This window comes from uncultured Allobosea sp. (assembly GCF_945957345.1).
Taxonomy (GTDB): domain Bacteria; phylum Pseudomonadota; class Alphaproteobacteria; order Rhizobiales; family Beijerinckiaceae; genus Allobosea.
In genome coordinates, this window is the sequence record NZ_CAMFKW010000024.1 from 35,545 (window position 1) to 59,555 (window position 24,011).

At 66.6% G+C, this 24,011-nt stretch carries 19 protein-coding genes; 13 read left to right on the plus strand and 6 right to left on the minus strand.

Annotated features, from left to right (window positions below):
- Positions 1 to 15 precede the first annotated feature (15 nt).
- From Q0Q36_RS13545 to Q0Q36_RS13555, 3 genes are all read right to left on the minus strand, one after another.
- Positions 16 to 1,326 carry an MFS transporter gene (locus tag Q0Q36_RS13545; protein WP_293798689.1) on the minus strand — a complete coding sequence of 437 codons (1,311 nt, stop codon included), beginning with the start codon at positions 1,324 to 1,326 and terminating at the stop codon, positions 16 to 18.
- A 123-nt stretch (positions 1,327 to 1,449) separates the two neighbouring features.
- Complete coding sequence (trmFO, locus tag Q0Q36_RS13550) at positions 1,450 to 2,856, minus strand: methylenetetrahydrofolate--tRNA-(uracil(54)-C(5))-methyltransferase (FADH(2)-oxidizing) TrmFO (RefSeq protein ID WP_293798690.1); 1,407 nt, start codon at positions 2,854 to 2,856, stop codon at positions 1,450 to 1,452.
- Positions 2,857 to 3,040: 184 nt separating this feature from the next.
- Complete coding sequence (locus Q0Q36_RS13555; protein ID WP_082009515.1) at positions 3,041 to 3,196, minus strand: DUF1127 domain-containing protein; 156 nt, start codon at positions 3,194 to 3,196, stop codon at positions 3,041 to 3,043.
- 556 nt (positions 3,197 to 3,752) lie between these two features.
- On the opposite strand from Q0Q36_RS13555, the gene Q0Q36_RS13560 reads away from it, so the two are divergent.
- Complete coding sequence (locus Q0Q36_RS13560) at positions 3,753 to 4,106, plus strand: hypothetical protein (protein ID WP_293798691.1); 354 nt, start codon at positions 3,753 to 3,755, stop codon at positions 4,104 to 4,106.
- A 166-nt stretch (positions 4,107 to 4,272) separates the two neighbouring features.
- Here Q0Q36_RS13560 and Q0Q36_RS13565 read toward each other — a convergent pair whose 3' ends face one another.
- Positions 4,273 to 6,666, minus strand: a complete 2,394-nt coding sequence (locus tag Q0Q36_RS13565; protein WP_293798692.1) for a heavy metal translocating P-type ATPase — start codon at positions 6,664 to 6,666, stop codon at positions 4,273 to 4,275.
- Positions 6,667 to 6,795: 129 nt separating this feature from the next.
- Entirely contained in the window at positions 6,796 to 8,280 is a 1,485-nt protein-coding gene (locus Q0Q36_RS13570; protein WP_293798693.1) for a M81 family metallopeptidase, read from the minus strand.
- 186 nt (positions 8,281 to 8,466) lie between these two features.
- Here Q0Q36_RS13570 and Q0Q36_RS13575 point away from each other — a divergent pair, with 186 nt between their 5' ends.
- The 11 genes from Q0Q36_RS13575 (at position 8,467) to Q0Q36_RS13625 (ending at position 21,753) form a co-directional block, all read left to right on the plus strand.
- Positions 8,467 to 9,927 (plus strand): M81 family metallopeptidase, encoded by a 1,461-nt coding sequence (locus Q0Q36_RS13575; RefSeq protein WP_293798694.1) that lies wholly within the window; start codon positions 8,467 to 8,469, stop codon positions 9,925 to 9,927.
- On the plus strand, positions 9,918 to 11,222 hold the full coding sequence (locus Q0Q36_RS13580) for an alanine racemase (protein ID WP_293798695.1): 1,305 nt from the start codon (positions 9,918 to 9,920) through the stop codon (positions 11,220 to 11,222). The genes Q0Q36_RS13575 and Q0Q36_RS13580 overlap by 10 nt, the downstream gene beginning before the upstream one ends.
- Before the next feature lie 215 nt (positions 11,223 to 11,437).
- Positions 11,438 to 13,033 (plus strand): ABC transporter substrate-binding protein, encoded by a 1,596-nt coding sequence (locus Q0Q36_RS13585; protein ID WP_293798696.1) that lies wholly within the window; start codon positions 11,438 to 11,440, stop codon positions 13,031 to 13,033.
- Between the two features lie 34 nt (positions 13,034 to 13,067).
- Complete coding sequence (locus Q0Q36_RS13590) at positions 13,068 to 14,009, plus strand: ABC transporter permease (protein WP_293798697.1); 942 nt, start codon at positions 13,068 to 13,070, stop codon at positions 14,007 to 14,009.
- A gap of 8 nt (positions 14,010 to 14,017) precedes the next feature.
- Complete coding sequence (locus Q0Q36_RS13595) at positions 14,018 to 14,872, plus strand: ABC transporter permease (RefSeq protein WP_293798698.1); 855 nt, start codon at positions 14,018 to 14,020, stop codon at positions 14,870 to 14,872.
- Positions 14,869 to 15,681 carry an ABC transporter ATP-binding protein gene (locus Q0Q36_RS13600; RefSeq protein ID WP_293798699.1) on the plus strand — a complete coding sequence of 271 codons (813 nt, stop codon included), beginning with the start codon at positions 14,869 to 14,871 and terminating at the stop codon, positions 15,679 to 15,681. Before Q0Q36_RS13595 ends, Q0Q36_RS13600 begins: the two co-directional genes overlap by 4 nt.
- Positions 15,678 to 16,637 (plus strand): ABC transporter ATP-binding protein, encoded by a 960-nt coding sequence (locus Q0Q36_RS13605; protein ID WP_293798700.1) that lies wholly within the window; start codon positions 15,678 to 15,680, stop codon positions 16,635 to 16,637. The genes Q0Q36_RS13600 and Q0Q36_RS13605 overlap by 4 nt, the downstream gene beginning before the upstream one ends.
- A 167-nt stretch (positions 16,638 to 16,804) precedes the next feature.
- The gene (locus tag Q0Q36_RS13610) at positions 16,805 to 18,319 is read left to right on the plus strand and encodes a M81 family metallopeptidase (protein ID WP_293798701.1); all 1,515 of its coding nucleotides are present in this window, start codon (positions 16,805 to 16,807) and stop codon (positions 18,317 to 18,319) included.
- A 32-nt stretch (positions 18,320 to 18,351) separates the two neighbouring features.
- Entirely contained in the window at positions 18,352 to 19,890 is a 1,539-nt protein-coding gene (locus Q0Q36_RS13615; protein ID WP_293798702.1) for an ABC transporter substrate-binding protein, read from the plus strand.
- Between the two features lie 40 nt (positions 19,891 to 19,930).
- Positions 19,931 to 20,809 carry an ABC transporter permease gene (locus Q0Q36_RS13620; RefSeq protein WP_293798703.1) on the plus strand — a complete coding sequence of 293 codons (879 nt, stop codon included), beginning with the start codon at positions 19,931 to 19,933 and terminating at the stop codon, positions 20,807 to 20,809.
- On the plus strand, positions 20,806 to 21,753 hold the full coding sequence (locus Q0Q36_RS13625) for an ABC transporter permease (protein ID WP_293798704.1): 948 nt from the start codon (positions 20,806 to 20,808) through the stop codon (positions 21,751 to 21,753). Before Q0Q36_RS13620 ends, Q0Q36_RS13625 begins: the two co-directional genes overlap by 4 nt.
- Positions 21,754 to 21,758: 5 nt before the next feature.
- Here the strand turns inward: Q0Q36_RS13625 and Q0Q36_RS13630 are convergent, their stop codons facing one another.
- Positions 21,759 to 22,550, minus strand: coding sequence for an IclR family transcriptional regulator (locus Q0Q36_RS13630; RefSeq protein ID WP_293798705.1), 792 nt, complete (start codon positions 22,548 to 22,550; stop codon positions 21,759 to 21,761).
- 134 nt (positions 22,551 to 22,684) lie between these two features.
- Here Q0Q36_RS13630 and Q0Q36_RS13635 point away from each other — a divergent pair, with 134 nt between their 5' ends.
- Positions 22,685 to 24,001 carry an aspartate aminotransferase family protein gene (locus Q0Q36_RS13635; RefSeq protein ID WP_293798706.1) on the plus strand — a complete coding sequence of 439 codons (1,317 nt, stop codon included), beginning with the start codon at positions 22,685 to 22,687 and terminating at the stop codon, positions 23,999 to 24,001.
- Positions 24,002 to 24,011 lie beyond the last annotated feature (10 nt).

Consider the following 24,011-nt stretch of genomic DNA (forward strand, 5'->3'; position numbering starts at 1 on the left):
CGACGCCATTCGTCATCAGACGTGGACCGAGCGGCTCCTGATGATCAGGATGGCGATGATCGAGAGCACGCAGCAGGCGATGATATAGAGCGCGACATAGGTCGGCCGTCCGTTGGCGGCGCCGACCAGTGCCTGCGCTATGAACGGTGTCGGGCCCGCGACGAGCACGCCGTTGAGCTCGCGCGACATCGCCAGCCCCGAGAACCGGTAGCGCGTCGGGAACAGGTTGGTGAGGAATGCTCCCTGCGCGCCGGATGTCGAGCCGAAGCCGAGGCCGTAGCCCAGCGCGATGCCGACCGTGCACCAGAGCAGACTGCCGGTGTCGAACAGCCAGAACAGCGGGAAGGCGAGGACGCCGATCACCAGCGAGCCGAAGATGTAGACGGCCGCCGCCCCGATCTTGTCGGCGAGCGCGCCCATGAAGCCGACGCCGACGATGCCGAAGAGCGAGCCGATGGTGACGGCGATCAGCCCGTCCGTCCGGCTCATGCCCACCGTGTTGATCATGTAGCTCAGCGAGAAGGCGCTGAGGATATAGGCGTTGGCGTTGTGGGCGGTCACCGACAGGAAGCCGAACAGCACTTCCTTCGGGCTCTCGCGGAAGAGCTCGCCGATCGGCACCTGCTGCTCATGTCGGCGCTGCTCGGCGCGGGCCATCGCCTCGACATATTCCGGCGTCTCGTCGAGATGCTTGCGGATATAGAGCGCGACGAAGAACAGCACGCCGGAGAGCAGGAAGGGCACACGCCAGGCCCAGCCGAGCAGGGTCTGTTCCGGCAGGTAGGAGATGGCCAGGAAGGACAGCGTCGCCAGCATGATGCCGACGAGCGTCGCGGCATTCGGCAGGCCGGTATAGAAGGCGCGCTTCTCGGGCGGCGCGTATTCGGCCACCAGCACGATGGCGCCGGCGAGCTCGGCGCCTGCGCCGAAGCCCTGGATCAAACGCATCAGGACCAGCAGGACTGGCGCCATCAGGCCGATCGTCTCATAGGTCGGCAACAGGCCCATCAGCACGGTGGCGAGACCCATCAGCGTGATGGTGAGGATCAGCGCCGGCTTGCGGCCGAACTTGTCGCCGATATGCGAGATCACGATGCCGCCGACGGGCCGGGCGAAATAGCCGACGGCGAAGGTCGCGAAGGCAGCGAGCACGCCGGTCGTGGGCGAGAGGTTCGGGAAGAACAGCTTGTTGATGATCAGGCCGGAGGCCGCGCCATAGAGTGCGTAGTCGTACCATTCGATCACGGTGCCGACCGTCGCCGCGGTCACCGCCTTGCGGATATTCGCCTGGCTTGAAGCGCCGGGCGTTATATTCGTCGTAGCCATTATCCTTGAGCCTCCGGATTATTGTCCAAAAGCTGTAATCGACAATGGCGGTGCGACCCATGCTCGCTGAGCGTGGCGTCTATGCGAAAGGTCTTCCGGCGTTCGCTAAGCGCATGACGCCCATCAGGCGGCGGCTGTCGCTTCCGGCTGGGCAGCCCAGCGCTCCATTTCGGCCTTGGCGCGCGCCGTCAGGGCCTGCTTGCGGGCAAGGCTCTTGGCCGGGCCTTTCAGGCGCTTGCCGTCGGGGCCGACGGTCGCCACGCCCTCGATCAGCGGGAACAGACCGAAATTGATGTTCATCGGCTGGAACGAGCGCGGCCCCTCGTCGATCGTGACGATATGGCCGCCGGTGATGTGGTTGACCAGCGCGCCGAGCGCTGTCGTCGCGGGCGGCAGGGGCAGATCGCGACCGAGCCGCTCGGCAGCGGCCATGCGGCCGGCGAGCAGGCCTGTCGCGGCGCTTTCGACATAGCCTTCGCAGCCGGTGATCTGGCCGGCGAAGCGCAGGCGCGTATCGGCCTTGAGGCGCAGGCGCTCGTCGAGCAGCTTCGGCGAGTTCAGATAGGTGTTGCGGTGGATGCCGCCGAGCCGGGCGAACTCGGCATTCTGCAAGCCGGGGATCATCCGGAAGATCGCGGCCTGCTCGCCATATTTCAGCTTGGTCTGGAAGCCGGTCATGTTGAACAGCGTGCCGAGCGCATTGTCCTGCCGGAGCTGGACCACGGCATAGGCCTTCACGGTCGGGTTGTGCTTGTTGGTGAGGCCGACCGGCTTCATCGGGCCCCAGCGCAGTGTCTCGCGGCCGCGCTCGGCCATGACCTCGATCGGCAGGCAGCCGTCGAAATAGGGCGTGCCCTCCCATTCCTTGAACTCGGTCTTCTCGGCGGCGAGCAGCGCGTCGATGAAGGCTTCGTACTGATCGCGGTCGAGCGGGCAGTTGATGTAGTCGGCGCCGGTGCCGCCGGGCCCGGCCTTGTCGTAGCGCGACTGGAACCAGGCCTGATCCATGTCGACCGAATCGAAATGGACGATCGGCGCGATCGCATCGAAGAAGGCGAGCGAATCCTCGGATGTCAGAGACTGCAGGCCTGCGGCCAGTGCCGGCGAAGTCAGCGGGCCGGTGGCGATGATGACATTGTCCCAATCGGCGGGAGGGAGACCCGCGATCTCGCCGCGATCGATGGTGACGAGCGGATGGGCTTCGAGCGCTGCGGTGACGGCCTGCGAGAAGCCGTCGCGGTCGACCGCGAGCGCACCGCCGGCCGGGACCTGATGGGCGTCGCCCTTGGCCATGATCAGCGAGCTCAGCCGACGCATCTCCCAATGGAGCTGGCCCACGGCATTGCTGGAGGAATCGTCGGAACGGAAGGAGTTCGAGCAGACGAGTTCGGCGAGCCCTTCGGTCTTGTGGGCGTCGGTGCCGCGCACGGGGCGCATCTCGTGGATGGTAACGGGGACGCCGGCCTGCGCGACCTGCCAGGCGGCTTCGGAGCCGGCGAGACCGCCGCCGATGATATGAACGGGTTCCATGGCTGGGGATGTGTCCGCAGCCGGGCCGCAGGTCAAGCGAAAGGCAGCCTGAAATGCAAAATGCCCGCCGTGAGGCGGGCATTCGCTCTTCGACCGAGGCTCGAGGGGAGGGGAAACACGAGCCTCAGGAGAAACTACCTGGAACGCGCCGCGCCCGATGCGCGGCGGTTCTCATTCGAAGCCTTCAGGCCGCAGCGTGCGAGCGGGCGATGAAGGAGATCTCCGAGCGCGACAGGCCGAGATCGTCGAGCTCGCGGTCGGTCAGACGGGAGAGCTCGCGAACGGTCTCGCGATAGCGGAGGTAGGCGCGGATTTTAGCGGCGATCATGGTGACGAACATGGTGGTCTTCCTTGCGAGTATTCCGGAGCGGGACGGTGCCCACAGCGACAATTTCGTTGTGCACTGCATATAAACCGGACAGCCTGCTTCCAACAGGGGCACGCGATCAGCTCCGACATGCGCATGACGCATGACGAGTTAAGATTCCGGTCATTTTCATAGGATCGTTCTGCGCTGAACGTAACGCTTGCGGCAAAAGTGAGGAAATTAGCTGCCTGCCATTTGTGCAGATGGTTCGCTTTGGAAACCGGCTTGGAGTAATTGCCTGCATGGTAGGCATGTTGCAGTTGCTAAATAGCGAGTATGGGCGACGAGGCAATTTCGCGTTGCAGCATCCGGGCATTTTCCGCGGATCCTGTGGGCTGCCGGTCTGCCTCAAGAGGTGCGTGGCGATTCGAATCCGGCAGCGTTTGCCGGGCAGATCTTGCCGGATTCGCTTGCCGCTATAGCTCCGAATCGCATGGTCCTTCCGGCAAGTCTCTGATTTTCGGGTGGTTTTGCGAGATGGGGGCGGCGGCCCGGAGCTTGCCTGCCGGTTTGCTCAAAGGAGCAAGCCATGTCGAACCCGATCACGAACCGGCCGATCAGCCTGCCATTCACGACGCCGGTGAAGCCGGCCACGCAGAACGATACCAGCACCGACACCGGCAGCAGCGCCACGGCTGCCACCTCGACGACCTCGCCCTCGGCCGAGGACGAATTCCTGAAGATCGCGCGGATGTCGCCGGAGGAGCGCGTTCAGGCCGCGATCCTCGCGAAGCTCGGCATGACCGAAGAGCAGTTCAACAAGCTCGACTCGAAGGCGAAGGCCGACGTGATGAGCAAGATCCGCGACGAGATGCTGAAGCAGATGCAGGCGAAGGGCGAGGGCCAGAGCAAGACCGGCGCGCTCGCCGATATTCGGGTCTGAGACGCGTTTCGAACCACCTTGTCATTCCGGGATGCGCCGCAGGCGCGAACCCGAAACCCACGACCAGGTGCGACTGCATTGTTCAGTTGCAAGCGGCTCGCCTGGTCGTGGGTTCCGGGTTCTTCGCTACGCGAAGCCCCGGAATGACAACTGTGTGGCGCTACCGTCAGCCCGCCTTGCTCGCGTCGAAGCGCAGCAGCCGCAATGCATTGGCGGTGACGATCACGGTCGCGCCGGTATCGGCGAGGATAGCGACCCAGAGGCCGGTATAGCCGAGCACGCTGGTGACGAGGAACACCGCCTTCAATCCGAGCGCGATGGCGATATTCGTGCGGATGTTGCCCATCGCCGCCCGCGCCAGCCGGATCATCGCCGCGACATCGCGCACGCGGCTCTTCAAGACGGCACCGTCGGCCGTCTCCAGCGCGACATCGGTACCCGAGCCCATGGCGATGCCGATGCTGGCCGCCGCGAGGGCCGGCGCATCGTTGATGCCGTCGCCGACCATCATCACCGCGGTCTCGCCGGAGAAGGCCTTGATGGCCGCTACCTTGTCGTCCGGCATCAGCTCCGCCTTGTGCTCCATGCCGAGGCCCGCCGCGATGGCCGCGCCGGTGCGGGCATTGTCGCCGGTCAGCATGGTCGAGCGGATGCCCATGGCCTTGAGTTCGGCGATTGTGGCGGCGGCGTCCTCGCGCGGCTCGTCGCGCAGGGCGATGAAGCCGGCGAGCGCGCCATCGACGACGACGGCGGCGACCGTCTTGCCGGCAGCCTCAAGCTCTTCGGCCGCCATCCGCGCTCGCTTGTCGAAGGGCGCGCGGCTCTCGGCATGGCGCGGGGCGCCGACGAAGACTGCGCGGCCGTCGACCTTGCCGGTGACGCCCTGGCCGGCCAGCGCGGCCGCCTCGGCCGCCGGCTTGTAGGCGATGCCGTCCGTGCGGGTGCGCTCCAGCACGGCCTCGGCGAGCGGGTGCGCCGAGCCGTGCTCGACTGCGGCGGCGTAGGTCAGGACGTCGGTTTCGCTGCCGGTGAGCGCCACGACATCGGTGACACCAGGCTTGCCCTGGGTGAGGGTACCCGTCTTGTCGAAGGCGACGAGGCCGGTCTTGGCGGCGGTCTCGATGACGACGCCGCCCTTCATCAGCAGGCCCTGGCGAGCGCCGGCCGAGAGGGCGGCGGCGATAGCCGCGGGAACAGAGATGACGAGCGCGCAGGGGCAGCCGATCAGCAGCAGCGCCAACGCCCGGTAGATCCAGACCGGCCATTCGGCGCCGAGCAGGAGCGGGGGCACCAGCGCAACCAGCACGGCGAGCCCGACGATCGCCGGCATGTACCAGCGCGAGAAGCGGTCGATGAAGCGCTCGGTCGGGGCGCGGGCCTCCTGCGCTTCCTCGACCAGGCGGATGATGCGGGCGATGGTGTTGTCTTCAGCCGCCTTGTCGACGCGCACGCGCAACGCCGCCTCCCGATTGACCGAGCCGGCGTAGACGGTTTCGCCGATGCCCTTGGTCTTGGGCACGGATTCGCCGGTGACCGGGCTCTCGTCGATGCCGGATGTGCCGTCGGTGATCTCGCCATCGGCGGGGATGCGATCGCCGGGGCGGACGAGCACGGTCTGGCCGATCCTGAGGCTCGCGGCATCGACCTGCCGGGTCGCGCCGTTTTCCTCGACGATGGCCGTCTTGGGGACGAGATCGCCGAGCGCACGGATCGAGGCGCGGGCCCGGTCGGCCGCGACGCCTTCGAGAACTTCGCCGACCGCGAAAAGGAAGACGACCAGCGCCGCCTCCTCCGCCGCGCCGATGAAGAGCGCTCCGATGGCGGCGATCGTCATCAACATTTCGATGGTGAAGGGGATGCCGGCGCGGGCCGCGGCGAAGGCGCGCTTCGCCACAGGCGCGACGCCGACGATGCAAGCCAGGATGAAGGCCCAGTGGCCGATGCCGGGCCAGATCAGGCCGGCAGCATAAGCGGCACCGAGGAACAGGCCGGTCGCGATGACGAGCCGGCCCTTATTAGTCTGGTACCAGCTTGCGTCGTCCGGCGTGGCCTCATGGACATGGCCGGGGAGGCCGTGGCCGTGATCCTTCTCCTTCGCAACGGCGGCGCCGGCGGCCTTCGAGCCATGGGAATGGCCGGCATGCTCGTGGCCGGAATGATCATGGTCGTGCTTGTGATCGTGATCATGGCCCGCGCCGCAGGCATCGCCGTGCTCATGCTTGCCGTGATCATGAGCATGGTCGTGCGAATGGCCGCCGTGGTCATGATCGTGACCGCAGCCGCAAGCGTCCTGCTTGGCCGCCGGCCGCTGGGCGGCCGGCGCAGCCAATGCAGCGGTGGTGTAGCCGAGCCCGTTGACGCGCTTCTCGATCGCTTCGGGTGTTGTTGGGCCGGTATCGAGTGCGAGCGTCAGCGTCTCCGACATCACCGAGAGCTTGACGTCGCTGACGCCGGGCAGACGCTCAACCGCGCCGCGAATCTTCGACGCGCAGCTCGCGCAATCCATGCCGCCGACCTTCCAGGACAGGGTCTGGGCTGTGGTTTCGGGGCGGGCGGCCATGACGTGTCTCCGTCTCTCTTTCGCTACGGGACATCTCTCTACAAGCTGTAGCCACTTCAGGTTCAAGAGGGAAAATCAGTTCTCTGCATGCGGCGGGCTCAGAGCCGCCATGCCGCATGCCGACGTCGTTCAATCCAGCGGATAAACCGGCCGGCGCAGGCGTTTGTAGGGCAGGCCGGCGATTCGGCTGGTGCAGGGGCCGGGCGTCGTCACGGTGAAGCTGCCCTTGGCGATCTTGTCATAGGCGCGCCTATGCGCGACCGCAGCCTTCACGCCGATCGCCTTCAGCGTCTCTGGTTGGATACCCTGCGAGCGGAGCTGGCCGAGATCGAAGGGCGGGGTCTTGCGGCTGCTCAGCAGCACGGTGACGCCCTCGACCTGCACAACCACGCAAGGACCCATGCTGAAATGCGAGCCTTGCGACGCCGCGAGGTGGCTGTTGAGGTCTTCCAGCGCGAATTCGCCGTCGCTGGCACTGACGAAGCTGGCTTCGATTTCGACCGGGCCCTCGGCGATGGCGCTGCCCTTGCCGCCGATCGAGAGCCTGCGGATCTCGCCTTGTTTCGCGCCGGCCATCGCGGCGACGGCGGCCGGATCAGCGATGGCGACCGCGCAATTCCCGACGCCGTGGCGCAGGAAGGCGCGCAGCACCGAGGTGGCGTCGCCCGGCGCCCCGCCGCCGATATTGTCCGCCGGCTCGACCACGATATAGGGCCCGCCGGAGGAGCGCAGGATTTCAGCGACGGCTTCGTCGATGTCCCGTTCGGTCGGCAGGCCGAACTCGCGTAATTCGGTGGTGGTTGCGGTCAGGCGCTCCAGCGCATTGCGGGCCGCCGCTTCCGGGCCGGTGAAGGCGACTGCGAAGGCGACGCCGGCTTCGGGTACATCCGAGAACGAATAGCCGCCGACGACATTGGCGACCCAGATATCCGGGTTCTCCTGTTCTATCCGGCGGGCCAGAGCCTCTAGGTCGCGCATCGGCCGGTCGGCCGTGCCGGTGCCGGTCGGCGGCCAGATCACGGGCGCGTTGCAGGAGAGCATATGCGGCAGCTCGCCACTATCGAGCGATCGCGCCAACAGCTTCGCCGAGCGGACAGCGGATTCGCGGGCGTCCGTATGTGGGTTCTCGCGATAAGCGACGAGGGCGTTGGCATTTCGGGCCATGGCCGCTGTGAAATTGGCGTGCAGGTCGAAGACGCCGAAGACCGGGAGCGTCTCGCAGCCCGGTACCGAGCGGATATGAGCGAGCAGCATGCCCTCCGGATCGCAGCAGCGGGTGGTGACCATGGCGCCGTGCAGGGCGAGCCAGATGCCGTCGAGCCTGCCATTCGCCAGGGCGTCTTTCAGTCCGGCGTCGAATTCGGCGAGGAAGCGCTGGAACACGGCATGGTCGACCGTGCCGGCGGGCAGGGCGGAGTAGTCCACCGTCGGCAGGACCTCCCAGCCTTCGGTTTCCGCCACTTCGAGAAAGCCGTCGACCGTCGAGCCGTCGCCGCGGCGGGCCAGCAATTCCGCGCCCCTGCGGATGGTGAAGTCGGCAAGCGTCGTCTCCTCGTCGACGAAACTATGGGTCTCGTGGAAGAGCGATCCGAGCAGGATGCGGTGGCTGGACATGACCGATTGTAGCTCCAGGCTTGCGAGGCCTATCCATCTCCGCCGCCGATCTGTTCCGGATCAAGCCTGCATTGTTTCGTCTAAGGGAACGCGGGTGCTTTGACAGGCTGCGCCTCGACCTCGTTTCATGGCACGGGCAGGCAGTCCGAAGAGGCGGCTGCTGCGCCTGATCGAGAGAGCATGCGGATGCGCGTTTTCACTGCGTCGCTGGCGACGGAAACCAATACCTTCGCGCCGCTCTTCGTCGATCGCAGCGCCTTCGAGGGCGGCTTCTACTGCCCGCCCGGCACGCATCCGGACACGCCGACGCTCTGCTCGGCGCCGACCGTCGCGGCGCGCCGCCGCGCCGCCAGCGAAGGCTACGAACTGGTCGAGGGCACGGCGACCTGGGCCGAGCCGGCGGGCCTCGTCTCGCAGGAGGGGTATGAGAGCCTGCGCGACGAAATCCTCGACCAGCTCAAGGCGGCGCTGCCGGTCGATGTCGTGCTGCTCGGCCTGCATGGCGCGATGGTTGCGCGCGGCTATGACGATTGCGAGGGCGACCTGATCGCGCGGGTGAGGGCGCTGGCCGGGCCGGATTGCGTTATCGGGGCCGAGCTCGACATGCATTGCCATCTGACGGCTGAGATGGTCGCGGGCGCCGACATCATCGTCGCCTTCAAGGAGTTCCCGCATACGGATTTCCTGGCGCGGGCCGAGGACCTGCTGGAACTCTGCCTAAGGACTGCGCGCAAGCAGGTGAAACCGGTCAGTGCGGTGTTCGATTGCCGCGGGCTTGCCGCCTTCATGACCAGCCGGGAGCCCGGCCGTAGCTTCGTCGATCGACTTTTGGCGATGGAGGGTCGGGACGGCATCCTCTCGATCTCGGTCGCGCATGGCTTCCAGGCGGCGGATGTCGCCGATGTCGGGACCAAGGTGCTGGTGATCGCCGATGGCGACGAGGCCAAGGCGGCGACATTGGCGAAGCAGCTCGGCCTCGAAATCCTGCGCTGGGGGCAGGGCGCTTCGCCGAAGCACCACAAGCCGGAGGAGGGCATCGCGGCCGCTCTCCAACTGGCGCAGCCCGGCAAGCCGGTGGTGCTGGCGGATCGCTGGGACAATCCGGGCGGCGGCGTCGCCGGCGATTCCTCGGTGATGGTCGAGGCGTTGCTGCGGCATCCCGAGGTGCCGGCGGCGATCGGGGCGATGTGGGACCCGGTGGCGGTCAGCCTGTGCCGGGCGGCCGGCGTCGGTGCCGAGATTCCCTTGCGCTTCATCGGCAAGGCCGCCCCGTCATCGGGACGGCCGATCGATGCGGTGGTGACGGTCACCGGCATGACCGCGGACCTGCTCATTCCCTTCGAGCAGAGCTGGGTTTCACTGGGGCCTGCCGCGGCGATCCGGATCGGCCAGTTCGATATCGTGCTGGCCTCGACGCGAGCGCAGACATTCAGCCCGCCGGTCTTCACCAATCTCGGCATCGATCTGAGCACCAAGAAGGTGGTGGTGGTGAAATCCTCCAACCATTTCCACGCCGCCTTCGCGCCGATCGCGGCACAGGTTCTTTATCTCGACAGTGGTGGACCCTATCCGCCCGATGCGAGCAAGATCCCCTATACCAAGGTGAAACGCCCCTTCTCTCCGCTGGACCCGAATCCATGGCTGTGACTGCTTCCGCCCCGCTCCCGCGCCTCTCGCTCGAAGAGATCGAGCACCAGCGCCTCGATGTGCTGGTGAAGGGTCTGCCGCCGGGTGCGTCGCTCAGGCTCGGCGATGTCGGCAAGCAGGGCTGGAACGTGCTCGCCGGCGACATGCCGATGCCGCTCGCGGTGATCCGCGAAAGCGTGCTCAAGGCCAACAGCGCCTGGATGAGCGCCTTCAGCGCCGTGAATGGTCTGCTGATCGCGCCGCATGGCAAGACCACGATGGCGCCGCAGCTCTTCGACCTGCAGATCGCCGATGGCGCCTGGGCGATCACCGTCGCGACGATGCAGCAACTGGCTGTCGCCCGGCATTTTGGCGTCAAGCGCGTCATCCTCGCCAACCAGCCGATCGGGCGGCAGGAAATCACGGCCTGTTTCGAGGCGCTGCGCGAGCCGGGCTTCGAGCTCTATTGTCTCGCGGACAGCGTCGCCGGGGTTGGCCTGCTGGCGGAGGCGGCGAAGGGGCATGCGGGTGCCAATCCGCTGCGCATTTTCGTCGAAATCGGCTTCATGGGTGGACGCACGGGTGCGCGGACTCGTGAGGAGGCGCTGGCCGTGGCGCGGACCGTCGCGGGCGCGCCGGGCCTGCGGCTCGCCGGATTCGAATGTTTCGAGGGCCTGCATAGCGACACGGCCGGCGCCGATCGATTGCTCGGCGAGGTCGTCGCGGTTGCGGCGGCTGCGGAGGGCGAGGGGTTGTTGGGGCCGGAGCCGATGGTGCTCTCCGCCGGCGGAACCTCGCTGTTCGACCGGGTCGGCGAGGCGTTCAACGCCGCCGCCTTCAAGCGGCCGATCGTCAAGGTGCTGCGCTCCGGCTGCTACTTGACCCATGATTCGACGGCCTATTCGGCAGCATTTCGGCGGATCACGCTGGAGACCAGCCTGAAGCTGCCTTCGGGCGGGCTGGAGCCGGCGCTCGAAGTCTGGGCCTATGTCCAGTCGCGGCCTGAGCGCGGGCGCAGCCTGCTCACTGTCGGCAAGCGCGACATCTCGTTCGATTCCGGCATGCCGGTGCCCTTGCGCTGGTATCGGCCGGGTGGGGTGATGAAGCGGCCGGAGCCGATGCCGGCCGGCCATACCGTGCTCGGGCTCAACGACCAGCATTGCCATCTCGGCACGCCTGAGGAGAGCCCGCTGCAGGTCGGCGACATGGTCGCCTTCGGCATCGGCCATCCCTGCACGACTTTCGACAAATGGGCGGTGCTGATGCTGGTCGACGACGACTGGACCGTCACCGGCGCAATTCGGACCTTCTTCTGACGCGCTTCCGAATCTGTTCCTTCTGGTGAAACCTGCAATCCTTGACGTGAATTCAGGCCGTTCCTAGCCTGCATCTCACAGAGGGAAGGCCCGCCATCCGCGGCGCGGACGAGACGGGCCAAGCGGCGATGACGGGAAGCACGGCGAAAGCCGGCTCCGGTTTCGCGCGAAATCGGCCAGCTTGGCCGGCAAGCAGGATGCTGGGAGGATCGTTCGTGACGACACCGCCATTGCCCATGGCCGACGAAACCGATGTCGCTGAAGGCCTATGCCGGCGCAGCCTGCTGCAACTGCTGACGGTGGGCGGCGCGGCGTTGTTGGCGCCCGGCCTGTGGAGCAGCCTGGCTCAGGCTCAGGCCCCGGTTGCGGGTGGCACGCTGACGATCGGTGCCGATGCCGACCCGATCGGGCTCGACCCGGTCACGGTCAACGCCTTCTCGTCCTACGATTTCACCAGCCTGCTCTATACCGGCCTGCTGCGCTGGAACGCCCAGATGAAGGTCGAGCCCGATCTGGCGGCGGGCTACGAGCAGCCCGATGCGAAGACCTATGTCTTCAAGCTCAGGCAGGGCGTGAAATTCCATAACGGAAAGGATTTCTCCGCCGCCGATGTGAAGCATACCTTCGACCGGATCATGAACCCGGCGACGGGCAGCCGGCTCAAGGCGCTCTATTCCAGCGTCGAGTCGGTGACGGTGGTCGATCCTTTCACGGTGAAGTTCCAGCTCAACGCGACCGATGCGGCCTTCCTCGGCAATCTCGCCAGCAACCCGAACGGCGCCATCGTGCCGGCCGGCGTCGAGAACCTCGCGACCCAGCCGGTCGGTACAGGGCCTTTCGCTTTCGAGGCCTATCAGCCGAACCAGCAATTCTCGCTGACGCGCTTCGACGGCTATTACGAGAAGGGCGAACCCTATCTCGCGAAGGTGGTCTTCAAGTTCTACAAGGATCAGGCGACGCTGACCTCGGCGCTGCGCTCGCGCGCCATCGACATGACCTGGGTGAAGGACCCGAAGGTCGCGACCGCGATCGCGCGGGCCTCGCAGAATTTCGTTTCGGCGCCCGGCCAGACCTCGCGGACCTTCCCGATCTGGCTGAACATGAAGGCCAAGCCCCTGAACGACGTGAAGGTGCGTCGCGCGCTCAGCCTCGCGACCGATCGCAAGGCCTGCCTCGACACCGTGCTCGGCGGCGCCGGCAAGGTTGGTGCGATGATCCCGGAAAGCCAGGTCGGCGGCTATGACGGCGTGAGCGAACTGCCCTATTACAAGCACGACCCGGCGGCGGCGAAGGCGCTGCTGGCCGAGGCCGGCTATCCCAACGGGATCGATCTCGGCGACTATATCGTCGTCGCGGCCAATCCTCTGGACGTTGCCTGCGCGCAGATCCTGCAGCAGCAATGGCAGGCGGCCGGCATCACCGTGAAGCTGGTGCCGATGGAGACCGCGCCGCTCCTGGCCAAATGGGCGAGCGGCGACTGGCCGACGCTGCTCTCGGTCGCGCTGTCCTGGACGCCCGATCCGGATGGCATTTTCCAGTACATCACCTCGACCAGCGGCTACGGCAAGGCGATGGGCTCGAATGATCCCGAACTGGACAAGATGATCGCCGAGGCACGGTCCGAGCTCGACGTGCCCAAGCGCGCAGCCAAGAACCAGGCGATCCAGAAACGCATCGCCGAGAACGCCTATGTCATCCAGATCTACCAGTATCCGCTGCGCTGGGAGATCTGGTGGAACTACGTTCAGGGCTATGTGCCCCTCGCCGCGAATATCCGCTCTTTCGTGCGTACGACATGGCTGAAGAAATAGGTTCGGCCTGCCGCCTCACGGCGGAGCTCTGTCGATGACGCGCTTCGTCCTCGGGCGTCTCGCCTGGATGGCCGCGATCCTGCTCGGTGTCTCCTTCGTCGCCTTCATGCTGATGCGGGCCATCCCCGGCGATTTCGCCATCGCCGCGGCAGGCTCGCAGAGTGTCGCGCCCGAAGTCCTGGCGACGATCCGGCGCGACCTCGGTCTCGATCAGCCGCTGATGGCGCAATACCTGCACTGGCTCGGGTCTGCGCTGACCGGCGATTTCGGGAGGTCCTTCGTCACCAGGCAGCCGGTGCTCGGGGAATTGCTCAGCCGGCTTGCCGTCACCGTCCAGCTCACGCTGCTCGCCGCGGTCATTGCCGCCGTGATGGGCGTCGCTTCCGGGCTCGCGGCGGCGCGCTTGCGCGGCGCGGCCGACTGGCTTGTCCGGCTCTGGAACGGGCTGATGCTGGCGGTGCCGAACTATGTCGTGGCGACGCTGATCGTGCTGCTTTTCGGGCTTTATTTCCCGGAGATCACGGTGCTCGGCTACACGCCCTTTCTTGAGAGCCCGCTCGGCAATCTCGCCAGCCTGCTGCTGCCGGCCTTCGCGTTGGCGCTCGCGGTCTCGGTAACGATCGCCGAGAACACGCGGGCTGCCGTGCTCGAGGTCGCCAGCCAGGATTTCGTCATGGTCGCCCGCGCCAAGGGCCTGACGCCGGCCGCGATCCTGCGCGACTACCTGATGCGCAACGCGCTGACGCCGGTCATCACGGCCGCCGGCCTCAAGATCGCGGCGCTGCTCGGCGGCAGCATTCTGGTCGAGACCATCTTCGCCATTCCCGGCATGGGCCAGTACCTGTTCGATTCCATCAACAACCGCGACTATCCGGTGATCCAGGCGATCGTGCTGGTCGCGGCCGGCATCGTCGTCCTCGTCAATACGATGATCGACATCGCCTATGCCCGCGTCGACGCACGGGTGCAGATGTGAGCGGGGCCATGCAGGACAGCGTGTCGGTCGTGGCGGCGCGCAAGCGGGCAGGGATCACGCAGGGCTGGCTGCTGCTCGGGCTTGGTCTCGCCATGCTGGCAGCGATGCTGGTGTTGACGATCTTCGCGCCGCTCCTCGCGCCCTACAGTCCTTCGGCCACCTCGCCGGATTCATTGGCGCCGGCCAGTGCTGCGCATTGGCTCGGCACGGATTCGATCGGGCGCGATGTGTTGAGCCGCCTGATCGTCGGCGGCCGGACGACGCTGCTCATCACGGTCTCGGCCGTGCTGGTCGCGCTGGTGGCTGGGCTGATCCTCGGGCTCGCGGCCGGCTATCTCGGCGGGCGCATCGACGATATCATCATGCGCCTGCTCGATGTCGTCTTCGCCTTCCCGGTTCTGCTGCTGGCGATCGCGGTGGTGGCGGCGCTGGGGCCGACCGTGCCCAACCTGATCCTGACCATCGCCATCGTCTACACGCCGGCCATGGCGCGGGTGGTCAGGGCGCCGGTGCTCAGCGTCAAGCAATGGGACCATGTCGAGGCGGCGCGCAGCGTCGGCATGAGCGAGATGCGGCTTGTGCTGCGCCATATCCTGCCGATCGTGGTCTCGCCGATCCTCGTCGCGACGAGCCTGACGTTGTCGCAGACGATCTTCACGGTGACGGCGCTCTCCTTCCTCGGCCTCGGCCCGCCGCCGCCCGATCCGAACTGGGGCGGCATGCTCTCGGAAGCGCGTCAGTTCATGGAGCTCGCGCCCTTGACGGTGGTCGGGCCGGCGCTGGCGATCGTCTTCGCGACGCTGACCTTCATCATCATCGCCAATGGCTTGCGCGAGGTTCTCGATGTGGGGAGCGTGCGATGACCTCCCCGCTGCTCAGGGTGCGCGACCTCACCGCGACCGTGACCACCCGCCGCGAGGTGATCCAGGCGGTGCGCGGCATCTCCTTCGACATCAATGCCGACGAGGCGGTCGGCTTCGTCGGCGAATCCGGCTGCGGCAAGAGCGTCACCGCCAAGGCGCTGATGCGGCTCGCGCCCGAGGGGGCCTCGATCGGGCTCGGCGGTTCCGTCGCCTTCTGGGGGCAGGAGCTGCTCGGGCTCGGCGAGGACGAGATGCGCGACCTGCGCGGCCGGCGCATCGCCATGGTCTTCCAGGACCCGATGACCTCGCTCAACCCCGTGATGAGCATCGGCGCGCAGATGGGCGACATGCTGCGCCGCCATCTCGGCTTGTCGGGGAAGGAGGCGCGTGAGCGCAGCATCGAATTGCTCGCTCTCGTCGGCATTCCCGATCCGGCACGGCGGATCGACGATTTCCCGCATCAGTTTTCGGGCGGGCAGCGCCAGCGCGTGCTGATCGCCATCGCGATCTCCTGCGAACCGGACCTGCTGATCGCCGACGAGCCGACGACGGCGCTCGACGTCACCGTGCAGGCGCAGATCCTGCGCCTGCTGATGCGGTTGCGGGAGGAGCGTGGCATGGCGCTGATGCTGATCACCCATGATTTCGGCGTCGTTGCCGGCATGGTCGACCGGGTGAACGTGATGTATCGCGGCGAGATCGTCGAGGCCGGGCCGGTCGACACCGTTTTCGCCGAGCCGCAGCATGCCTATACGCGGGCGCTGCTTGATGCGGTGCCACGGCTGCAAGGAGCGGGGGCGGCGCGATGACGGAGCCGCTGCTTCAGGTTCGCGATCTCTCGGTGCTGTTCCCGGCGCGGCGCGGGGCGCCGCCGGTCAAGGCGGTCGAGCGCCTCTCCTTCGAGATCGCGCCGGGCCAGACGCTCGGACTCGTCGGCCAGTCCGGCTCGGGTAAGACCACGGCCGGGCGCGCCATCCTCCAGCTCCAGAAGGCGAGCGAGGGCTCGGTCAGGCTGTTGGGACAGGAGCTGATGGCGATGCGCTCCGGTGAGTTGCGCCGGATGCGCCGGCATATGCAGTTCGTGTTGCAGAACCCTTATTCCAGCCTGCATCCGCGCATGACGATCGGGCAGATCCTGAGCGAGCCCTTGCAGGTTCATCGCTCGGTGCCGGCAAACCGCATCCGCGAGCGCGTCAAAGAGCTACTGGAGCTGGTCAATCTCGACCCAGCGATGATGCAGCGCTATCCGCACGAGTTCTCCGGCGGGCAGCGTCAGCGCGTCGTTATCGCCCGCGCGCTCGCGGTCAATCCCGATTTCGTCGTCTGCGACGAGCCGGTCTCGGCGCTGGATGTGCGCACGCAGGCGCAGATCGTCGCGCTCCTGCAATCGCTGCAGGAGAAGCTCGGCCTGTCCTATCTCTTCATCGCGCATGACCTCGCGATCGTCCGCGAGATGGCGCATCGCGTCGCCGTGATGTTCCGTGGGCGCATCGTCGAGATGGGCAGCGCAGCGCAGGTCTATGACAGCCCGGCGCACCCTTACACGCAGCTCCTGCTCGACGCTGTGCCGGTGCCCGATCCCGTGCTCCAGCGGGGGCGGTTGCGGCGGCCGCCGCCCGATCTGCGCTTTCTCGATGGCGATGGCGGCTCTTGCATTCATGGTGCCGATCATGCGCGGGATGGGACGCCCGAATGGCATGAGGTCGCGCCGGGGCACGGTATCTCCTGCCGGTACTGGCCGAAGGAGCGAAGCGCGGCTGTGTGACTGGATGTTCCTTCAGGTGGAACATGCAATCCTTGACGCGAAATATTTGACGCAACTACGCTTTTGACGATGAGGCCGGGCTGAAGAAGTGGCCCGGAACGATGCCCTGAAGTCCGACAAACCGCTTTGCCCGGCATCTGCCGGAGCAGCGGTCGCAATCCGGGAGGATGTCTGTGCGTCTGGCGCTGATCCACATCGTTCAGGAGACGAACGACTTCAATCCGCTACTGACGACGCTCGCCGATTTCGAGGCGTTCGGCCTCGTCGAGGGCGAGGAGATCGCCCGGCAGTTCGGCGAGATCGGCCAGATCGGCGGGCATTACGCGGCGGTGAAGGAGAGCGGGCTCGACATCGAGACGATCCCGATCATCCGGGCCTGGGCCGTGGCGGGCGGGCGCATCTCGCGCGAGGCCTTCGACTTCTTCCAGGCGAAGATACGGGCGGGGCTGAATACGGCAGGGCCGATCGACGGACTCGTCCTGCATTTGCACGGGGCCTGTGCGGCCGAGGGCATCGACGATGTCGAAGGCGAGCAGATCGAGCTTTGCCGCAAGATTCTTGGGCGGGATGTGCCGATCCTGCTCGTGCTCGATCACCATGCCAACGTCACCCACAAGATCATGGCCAACTCCACGGCCGTCGTTGGGTACCGCACGCAACCGCATGACGTGTTCGACGCTGGCAAGGTCGGGACCGAGGTGCTGCTGCGCATCCTCACAGAGAAGTCCAGGCCGGTGATGGCGTGGCGCAAGATCCCGCTGCTCTCGCATCAGGAACAGTTCCTGACCTCGAAGGGGCCGATGAAGATCTGGTTCGACAGGGCCCGCGCCATCGAGGCCGACCGGCGCGTCCTGCAAGCCTCGAACTATCCGATGCAGCCCTGGCTCGATGTGGCCGAGGGCGGCTGGTCGACCATCGTCGTCACCGATGGTGACCAGGCGCTGGCCGAGAAACTGGCGGATGAACTCGCCGATCTCGCCTGGTCGATGCGCGACGACTTCCAGGTGCGCGAGGCCGTCTCTATCGACGATGCCGTGCGCAAGGCCGATACGGCCGAGCGCGGCATGGTCGTGGTCAGCGATACCGGCGACACCGTCTTCGGCGGAGCGGCTGGCGACAGCAACCTGCTGCTGGAATCGATGCTGCGGCTTGGCATCAAGAGCAAGGCGCTGATCCCGTTGATTTCGCCGAAGGCCGTCGCGACGCTGACTGCGGCGGGCGAGGGCGCCGAGGTGACGCTGCCGCTCGGTGGCGACGCGGCGACGGCCTTCTTCAAGCCGCTGACCGTGACGGGCAAGGTCAGGAAGCTCGGCGGCGGCTCGATCCCGCTGAACTTCAACCATCAGCCGGAGGTCGACATGGGCCGAGTCGCGGTCTTCGATGTCGGGCCGGTGACTCTGCTGATCTCGGAACTGCGCGGCGTCGCGGGCAATGTGCCCGATGTCTACGAGGCCTTCGGCATCGACCTTTCCGACTACAAGATGGCCGTGCTCAAGACGGCCTCGAACTTCCAGTATTTCGACCGCATCGCCTCCGGGCTCGTCCGCGCCGATACGCGCGGGCCGGGGCAATCGGACGTGTTCACCCTGCCGTGGCAGCGGATTCCGCGCCCGGTCTATCCGTTGGAGACAATAAGCGACTGGCGGGCACACTCGTCCCAGCCGGGAGCGGGGAAGAGCTGAGACGAAACCAAAGCAAAACAAAGGGGAAAGCCATGACAAAGCTGTCGCGACGTCAATTCGGCATGGCCAGCCTCGCGCTGGCGGGCGCGTCCCTGGCGGGAGCGTTGCCGGCCTCCGCCCAGCAGCTCAAGGGCGGGAGGCTGCGCGTCGCCGTGCTGAGCGAGCTGGCGAATTACGATCCGCAGCAGCTCTCGACGGTGAATTTCCACGTCATCAAGAACCTCTATGACAGCCTGATCGAATACACGCCGGAAGGGAAGCCGGAGCCGAGCCTGGCGACTGAATGGACGATCGCGCCCGACAAGACCTCGGTGACGCTGAAGCTGCGCAGTGGCGTGACCTTCCATAGCGGCACGCCGTTCAAATCGGATTCCGTGCTGGCAACCCTGCAGAAGGGCGCCGATCCCAAGCGCGGCAAGAACGTGTTCGCGACGATGTCGATCGTCAAGGACTGGTCTGCGCCGGACGATGCGACGGTGACGATCAACTTCAAGGCGCCGGTGCCGGAGCGGCAGATCCTCGACCTGCTGCAGTTCCTGCTGCCGATCGATCCCAAGGGCATCGACACCGTCGAGACCGTGCCGGCCGGCACGGGCGCATATACGCTGGTCAACCGCGCGGTTGGTCAGAGCCTGACACTCAAGGCCAATCCGAAATACTGGCGCGAGAAGCAGCCGATCGCGCAGGATCTCGTCTTCACGGTGTTCAGCGAGGACGCCTCGGCGAGCGCGGCGTTGGAATCGGGCGCGGTCGACATCGTCTATAACGGCTCGTCGCGCAGCGCGGTCCGGCTCAAGAATGCCGGCTTCCAGGTCTTCGCCGGACCCGGGCCGCTGGTGCAGGTCTTCCGCATCAACTCGACGCGCGGACCGTTCCGCAACAAGGCGTTCCGGCAGGCCTTCAACTTCCTGATGGACCGGGCGAGCATCCTGCGCGTCGGCTATGCCGGCATGGGCAAGGTCGTGGCACTGCCCTGGGCGCCGGCGAGCCCGGCCTATGACGAGAGCTACACCAAGACCTATGCCTATGATCTCGATAAGGCGAAGAAGCTGATCGCGGATTCCGGCCTCTCCGCCGACGAGATGAAGAACTGGAAGTTGCTGGTCAACGGCAGCGACGAGCCGTCCGTCGCGATCAGCCAGATCGTGCAGGGCTCGCTGCAGAAGGTCGGCATCCCCATCGAGCTCGACATGCGGCAGGGCGCGGAATACGTCACTGCGCTGCTCGGCGGCGATTTCGCGGCAACCTTCGGCGCCGTCGGCAATGTCCAGAAATTCCCGTCGCGCGTCGCCACCAACTCGATCTACCGCACCTCGGGCAACCCAATCCTGAAGGACCCGCATCCGCATCCCGACTATGTCGCGGCGATCGCCAGGGTCGATAGCGCCTCGGGCGGAGTGGCCGAGGTCAAGGCGGCCTATGACAATCTCAACAAGGTCATGGTCGCAGAGGCCTTCGGCATCCCCACCAATTCCTACGATGTCGGCCTGATCGTCGCCTCCGACAAGGTTGGCGGCGTGACGCTCGATATCGACAACCTCTTCGTCGCCCGCACCATCGGCTTCAAATGACGCTGCGTGGCGAGGCCGGGCGCCAGCACGGCGGCCGGCGATGACGGAGACGCTTGCCCGGCTGAAAGGCCTGCTGGGCCGGCTGCTGGCCCGGCGCGGTGCGGCCCTGGGGCTCGGCTTCCTCGCGCTGGTGGCGCTTGCGGCGGCTTTCGCAACCGTGCTGCCCTTCGATCCGCTCTCGCAGAGCGTCGCCGCCTCGTTGCTGCCGCCCTCGGCCGAGAACTGGTTCGGCACCGACGAGCTCGGCCGCGATATCCTGGCCCGTGTCATCTACGGCGCGCGGACCTCGCTGCTGACGGCGGTCGGCGCGGTCGTGATCGCGGCGCTCGTCGGCGTGCCGATCGGGCTTGCCGCCGGCTTCTATGGCGACTGGCGCGATTCCCTGCTGATGCGCTGCATCGACGTGTTGCTCGCGCTGCCGAACATCCTGTTCGCGATGGCGCTGATCGCCGTGCTCGGCCGCAGCCAGGGGGCGGCGCTGATCGCGGTCGGCATTGCCGGCATTCCGGGCTTCGCGCGCATCGCGCGGGCGCAGGTCATGGCCCTGCGCCAGCTCGATTTCGTCACGGCCGTGCGCGGCTTTGGCGGCAGCCCCGGCTACATCATGTTTCGAACGATCCTGCCCAACGCCTTGAGCCCGTTGGTGGTTCAAGCGATCGTGCTGGCCTCGATCGCGATCCTGCTGGAGGCGGCGCTGGCCTTCTTGGGGGTCGGCGTGCCGCCGCCGACGCCAAGCTGGGGCGAGATGCTGCGCACCGGCAAATCCTATCTCTACGAGGCGCCGACCTATGCGGTGCTGCCCGGAATCGTGCTGACGCTGACGATCCTCTCGCTCGACACGATCGGCCGGGCGCTGACCGCGATCCTCGACCGCGACGAGACCGATGCCAGCGGCGAGACGATCGGGGGCCGGCGATGACGGCCTATGTCCTGCGCCGCCTGTTTCAGATGCTGCCGGTGCTGCTCGTCGCCTCCTTCGCGATCTTCGCGATGATCTATGCGGTGCCCGGCGGGCCGGTCGCGGTGATCGTCGGCGAGAATGCCGGGCCGGAGGAGATCGCGGCCGCGATCCAGCGCTACGGGCTCGACCGGCCGATGGTGGTGCAATACGCGGACTGGCTCGGGCGGGCCATGACGGGCGATTTTGGGCTCTCGCTGCACAGCCGCCAGCCGGTGTTGCAACTGATCGGCGAGCGTTTGCCGGCGACGCTGCAACTGGCGTTCGCGGCGATCATCGTCGCGCTCGTCATCGGTATTCCCGTCGCGATTGCGAGCGCGGTCAAGCCAAATTCCTGGCTCGACCGGTTGCTCAGCGGCTGGAGCGCCTTGGCGCTGGGGGTGCCGACCTTCTGGCTCGGCATCCTCTTGATCCTGCTCTTCGCGGTGGAATTGCGCTGGCTGCCATCGGCCTCGCGCCACGTCCCGCTCTGGGAGTCGCCGCTCGATGCGCTGCGCAGCCTGGCGCTGCCAGCGATCACGCTCGGGACCTATGTCTCCGGCATTCTGGCGCGCTTCCTGCGGGCCTCGCTCATCGGCGAGGCGCGAGCCGATTACGTCCGCACCGCGCGCGCCAAGGGCGTGCCGGAGAACCGCATCGTCGGCCTGCACATCATGCGCAATGCGCTCCTGCCCTTCGTCACCGTCGTCGGTTTGATGATGGCGAATTTCATCGGCGGGGCCGTGGTGACCGAGGCGGTCTTCACCTATCCGGGACTCGGGCGCCTGCTGATCCAGGCGATCAGCACCCGTGACTACCCGCTGCTCCAGGGCTGCATCCTGGTGATCCTCGTCGCTTACATGCTGATCAACCTCACGGTCGACATGCTCTACGCCTGGATCGACCCGCGGATCGAATACCGATGAGCGCCCTAGCGCAGATCGGCGGTCGGGCGCGAGCCGAGATGGGTCGAGATACCGGCCGCGACCTCGCGCAGCCGCGTGCCGACCTTGGCGGCAAGCGAATGCGGCATCCGCATCAAGGGCGCCGAGACGCTGAGCGCCGCGACGGGGTAGCCGTCCTCGTCGAGGATCGGCACGCCGACGCACATGGCTCCGTCCTCGTTCTCGCCCATCTCGGTGGCATAGCCGGTGCGGGCGACCTGCCGAAGCTGCCTCTCGATCTCCTCGCGTTCCAGCAGCGTGCGTCCGGTGCGCTCGGTGAGCGGCAGGTCGAGCTGCCTTTGCCGCTCCGCCTCGGGCAGGAAGGCGAGGATCGCCTTGCCGAGCGCGGTCGAATGCATCGGGTGGCTCTCGCCGATACGGGCCTGCATGCGCAGCGAGCGGTTGGCCTCAATCAGGTCGATATAGACGACGGTGCCGTTGCCCTTCACGGCGAGGTTCACGGTCTCGTTGAACTCCTGCATCAGCTCGATCATGGCCGGACGGGCGAGTTCGCGGACCTTGCTGACGCTGGCATCGGCGCGGGCGATGGCGCGCAGTTGCGGCCCGAGATTGTAGCGATCCGTCGCTCGGTTGTGATCGAGGAAGCCGGCGGCAGTCAGCGTCTGCAGATAGCGGAAGGTCGTCGTCTTCGGGATTCGCAATTCCTTGCTGACGGCGGTGAGCGCGATCTCGTGGCCGTGGCGCGCGACCAGCTCCAGCACCTTCAGCGCCTTCATCACCGGCTGCACGACATAGGGGTTGTCGGTTTTCCTGGGCATTGCCGCTCCGCTGGTCGGGCCTTCTTGAGAGCCAGAATGACCAAGGCAAACGAATTCCGCAAGGCGAAACCCCTGTTCCTTTACGCGGAGCGAACGGTCTGGTCTGGTCGAACGCAACAGCAGGAGGCAACGCAGTGACAGGCAATAGCAGCCAGCAGGCGGGAGCCCTGCGCTTCGACGAATCTGCCCGGCAGATCGCGGCAAATGCGCGTTTCATCGCAGGCGGCGTGAACAGCAATTTCCGGCTGGGCATGCAGCCCGGGCCGCTCGTCTTCGAGCGCGGCGAGGGCGCCTATCTGATCGATGCCGATGGCAACCGGATCATCGATTATTACTGCGGCATGGGCGCGACGGTGCTCGGCCATACGCCCGCGCCGGTGATCGAAGCGGTGAAGCGTCAGGCCGAGAAGGGCATCCTCTTCGCCGGCCAGATGCCGGTCGAGGCGGAAGCCGCGCAACTGATCTGCGAGCGCATCCCCTCGGCGGAGCGCCTGCGTTTCGGCTCGTCGGGCTCGGAGGTGGCACAAGCGGCGATGCGATTGGCGCGCGCCGCAACGGGCAAGCGCACCATCGTCAAGTTCGAGGGGCATTATCACGGCTGGTTCGACAACATCCTGTGGTCGACCGCTCCGGGACTGAACGCGGCGGGGCCGGAAGAGGCGCCGACGCCGGTGATCGGCAGCAAGGGCCAGGACCCGGAAGCGGGCGAGGGGCTCTCGATCCTTGGCTGGAACGATCTCGCAGCGCTCGAAGCGCGGCTCGCCAAGGGCGATGTCGCGGCCGTGCTGATGGAGCCGGCGATGTGCAACCAGGGCGCCATCGCGCCCGCGCCGGGCTATCTGGAAGGCGCGCTCGCCGCCTGCCGCAAGCATGGCGCGATCCTGATCTTCGACGAGGTCATCACCGGCTTTCGGCTCGGGCGGGGCGGGGCGCAGGAGCGCTTTGGCGTTACGCCCGATCTCACCCTGATGGCGAAGGCGATCGCCAACGGCTTCCCGGTCGCGGCGATCGCGGGCCGGGCCGACCTGCTCGACCTCTTCGCCGACGGCGTGCTGCATGGCGGCACCTTCAACGCCCAGCCGGTCGCGATGGCGGCGCTTGTCGCGACCCAGAAGGCGCTGACGCCGGAGCATTACGAGCGCAGTTCGGCCCAGGGCCAGCGCCTGCAGGACGGTATTCGCACCATCCTGAAGGAAACGGGCATCAAGGCACAGGTCGTGGGCTTCCCGCTGATGTTCCACGTCGCCTTCGGGCTCGACGTACCGGCGCGGAACTACCGGGAGGTCGCGCGCGCGGACAAGGCCGCCTATAGCCGCTTCGCCCATGAACTGCTCAAGCGCGGCGTGCGCGTGCTGGAGCGCGGTGCGTGGTTCGTGTCGTCGGAGCACGATGCGGCGGTGGTCGATGCGACGTTTGCCGCGGTGCGGGACGCGGCGCGGGCGGTGGCTTAGACGCTCGCTC

What these genes read in the sequence shown, in the direction of transcription:
- Q0Q36_RS13545 (WP_293798689.1), bottom strand. Translation starts at nt 1,326, where the DNA reads ATGGCTACGACGAATATAACGCCCGGCGCTTCAAGCCAGGCGAATATC.
- trmFO (WP_293798690.1), bottom strand. Translation starts at nt 2,856, where the DNA reads ATGGAACCCGTTCATATCATCGGCGGCGGTCTCGCCGGCTCCGAAGCC.
- Q0Q36_RS13555 (WP_082009515.1), bottom strand. Translation starts at nt 3,196, where the DNA reads ATGTTCGTCACCATGATCGCCGCTAAAATCCGCGCCTACCTCCGCTAT.
- Q0Q36_RS13560 (WP_293798691.1), top strand. Translation starts at nt 3,753, where the DNA reads ATGTCGAACCCGATCACGAACCGGCCGATCAGCCTGCCATTCACGACG.
- Q0Q36_RS13565 (WP_293798692.1), bottom strand. Translation starts at nt 6,666, where the DNA reads ATGGCCGCCCGCCCCGAAACCACAGCCCAGACCCTGTCCTGGAAGGTC.
- Q0Q36_RS13570 (WP_293798693.1), bottom strand. Translation starts at nt 8,280, where the DNA reads ATGTCCAGCCACCGCATCCTGCTCGGATCGCTCTTCCACGAGACCCAT.
- Q0Q36_RS13575 (WP_293798694.1), top strand. Translation starts at nt 8,467, where the DNA reads ATGCGCGTTTTCACTGCGTCGCTGGCGACGGAAACCAATACCTTCGCG.
- Q0Q36_RS13580 (WP_293798695.1), top strand. Translation starts at nt 9,918, where the DNA reads ATGGCTGTGACTGCTTCCGCCCCGCTCCCGCGCCTCTCGCTCGAAGAG.
- Q0Q36_RS13590 (WP_293798697.1), top strand. Translation starts at nt 13,068, where the DNA reads ATGACGCGCTTCGTCCTCGGGCGTCTCGCCTGGATGGCCGCGATCCTG.
- Q0Q36_RS13595 (WP_293798698.1), top strand. Translation starts at nt 14,018, where the DNA reads ATGCAGGACAGCGTGTCGGTCGTGGCGGCGCGCAAGCGGGCAGGGATC.
- Q0Q36_RS13600 (WP_293798699.1), top strand. Translation starts at nt 14,869, where the DNA reads ATGACCTCCCCGCTGCTCAGGGTGCGCGACCTCACCGCGACCGTGACC.
- Q0Q36_RS13605 (WP_293798700.1), top strand. Translation starts at nt 15,678, where the DNA reads ATGACGGAGCCGCTGCTTCAGGTTCGCGATCTCTCGGTGCTGTTCCCG.
- Q0Q36_RS13610 (WP_293798701.1), top strand. Translation starts at nt 16,805, where the DNA reads ATGTCTGTGCGTCTGGCGCTGATCCACATCGTTCAGGAGACGAACGAC.
- Q0Q36_RS13615 (WP_293798702.1), top strand. Translation starts at nt 18,352, where the DNA reads ATGACAAAGCTGTCGCGACGTCAATTCGGCATGGCCAGCCTCGCGCTG.
- Q0Q36_RS13620 (WP_293798703.1), top strand. Translation starts at nt 19,931, where the DNA reads ATGACGGAGACGCTTGCCCGGCTGAAAGGCCTGCTGGGCCGGCTGCTG.
- Q0Q36_RS13625 (WP_293798704.1), top strand. Translation starts at nt 20,806, where the DNA reads ATGACGGCCTATGTCCTGCGCCGCCTGTTTCAGATGCTGCCGGTGCTG.
- Q0Q36_RS13630 (WP_293798705.1), bottom strand. Translation starts at nt 22,550, where the DNA reads ATGCCCAGGAAAACCGACAACCCCTATGTCGTGCAGCCGGTGATGAAG.